Origin of the sequence: Xanthovirga aplysinae (assembly GCF_009711365.1) — a bacterium.
GTDB lineage: Bacteria > Bacteroidota > Bacteroidia > Cytophagales > Cyclobacteriaceae > Xanthovirga > Xanthovirga aplysinae.
In genome coordinates, this window is record NZ_SMMB01000403.1 from 1 (window position 1) to 1,432 (window position 1,432).

At 36.9% G+C, this 1,432-nt stretch carries 1 protein-coding gene; it reads right to left on the bottom strand.

Annotated elements, in window-relative coordinates:
- Positions 1-1,432: POTRA domain-containing protein (locus tag E1171_RS01425; RefSeq protein WP_155203355.1), on the bottom strand; the 1,432-nt coding region annotated here is incomplete at both ends.

Sequence of the window (1,432 nt, forward strand, 5' to 3'; positions counted from 1 at the left end):
TCGAAATGCAGTTTCATTGATACTGTTTAGGGAAAACTCTAGACCGAATAGTGTATCATAAAAAGTAACAATGTCCAAACCAAGGCCGGTACCCCAATGATATCGATTAGATAAAGGGCTTGAAACTGCTTCTAGATTGTCCTGAAAACTTGCATAGCCAGAATCAAAAAAGGTCTTTAGATAAATGTCTAATGGTATCGTTCGAAATTGTTTAACGGGGATAAATTTGAAATCTTTTTTTACAGAGAGCAGCCGTTTTTTAAAGGTTGTTTTTTGTAAAATATAATGTTGGCCGGGAATAACATATAATTCAAACCCTCTTACCAGGTCATTCCCAAAACCAAGTGCCGGCAATTGATTATAAGGGACTTTCTTTGCCAGACTACTCTTACCCTCCAATCGGCCCGAAAGGAAGAAGCCATTCCCTAAATCTAGATATTTTGCAATGGCGGCTGAAACATTCAGTTGGTTAATGTCATTGAATACTCCCAGACCTAATTTTTGTAAATATAACTCGAAGAAGTACCCTCTAAGTGGGTAAGAAACATAATCTCTTTTTTCAATTCTGTAAGTATAAGTTAGTGCCAGAAATTTTTGGGAGTTATTCCCATTCAAAAAATAATCGGGATTTAAATGTTCGGCTATGGTGTCACTTATCTCAGCATTATAGTATTGAATTGAAAAATTATGATAATTATATAAATCAGGTCTGTAGAAAAAGGCCATACCTCCACTTCTTCTTCTTCTGGATACCCCTAAATCGCCTTCCTCAGGACTTTTTTCAAGAAAGATCAGTTGGTTTTCACTGCTGTCTTCCTTGTTAACTTTCTTGTTAATAGTGTATTGAAAGCTTCTATTTTCCCGATAGCCTGCAAAAAAACTCACCCCCAAAGTTTGGGCTTTATTGATATAGGGAATTTTATAGTCTATGTCGAAACTTTTTATAAAACCAAATTGAGCTTTAAATAAAAGACGGTCATTTAGACCTCGAACATTTTCCCACATCACTCTACCTCCATAGTAAGCTTTAGAGAAATCCCATCGGGAGTTTTTCCACCAGTCATTAAAATTTCGTTCGCCTGTTTCCAGGATTGGGGATGGGAAAATGTACCAACGTTCGTCCACCTCGATAATAATGTTGGCCTGGGAGGGGCTTTCGTAAACTAAATCTATTTGAGCGGAGTTAAACAATCTCGTATTCATGAGGTTGTTTTCACCTTGGGCCAGAATGTCTGGAATTTGCTCAGATGAAATTTGGTCACCTTCCTGTACCGCAAGCTCCCTTGTAATAATCTTAGCTTTGGTTATTTTGTTACCTATGATAATGATTTGATTTACAATCACTTTTTCATCGGGGATGATTTTTGTAGAATCCTGCTCAATTGAAAGACTATCGGAAGAAAATGCGGTACTTATAGTATTGCCCATAACG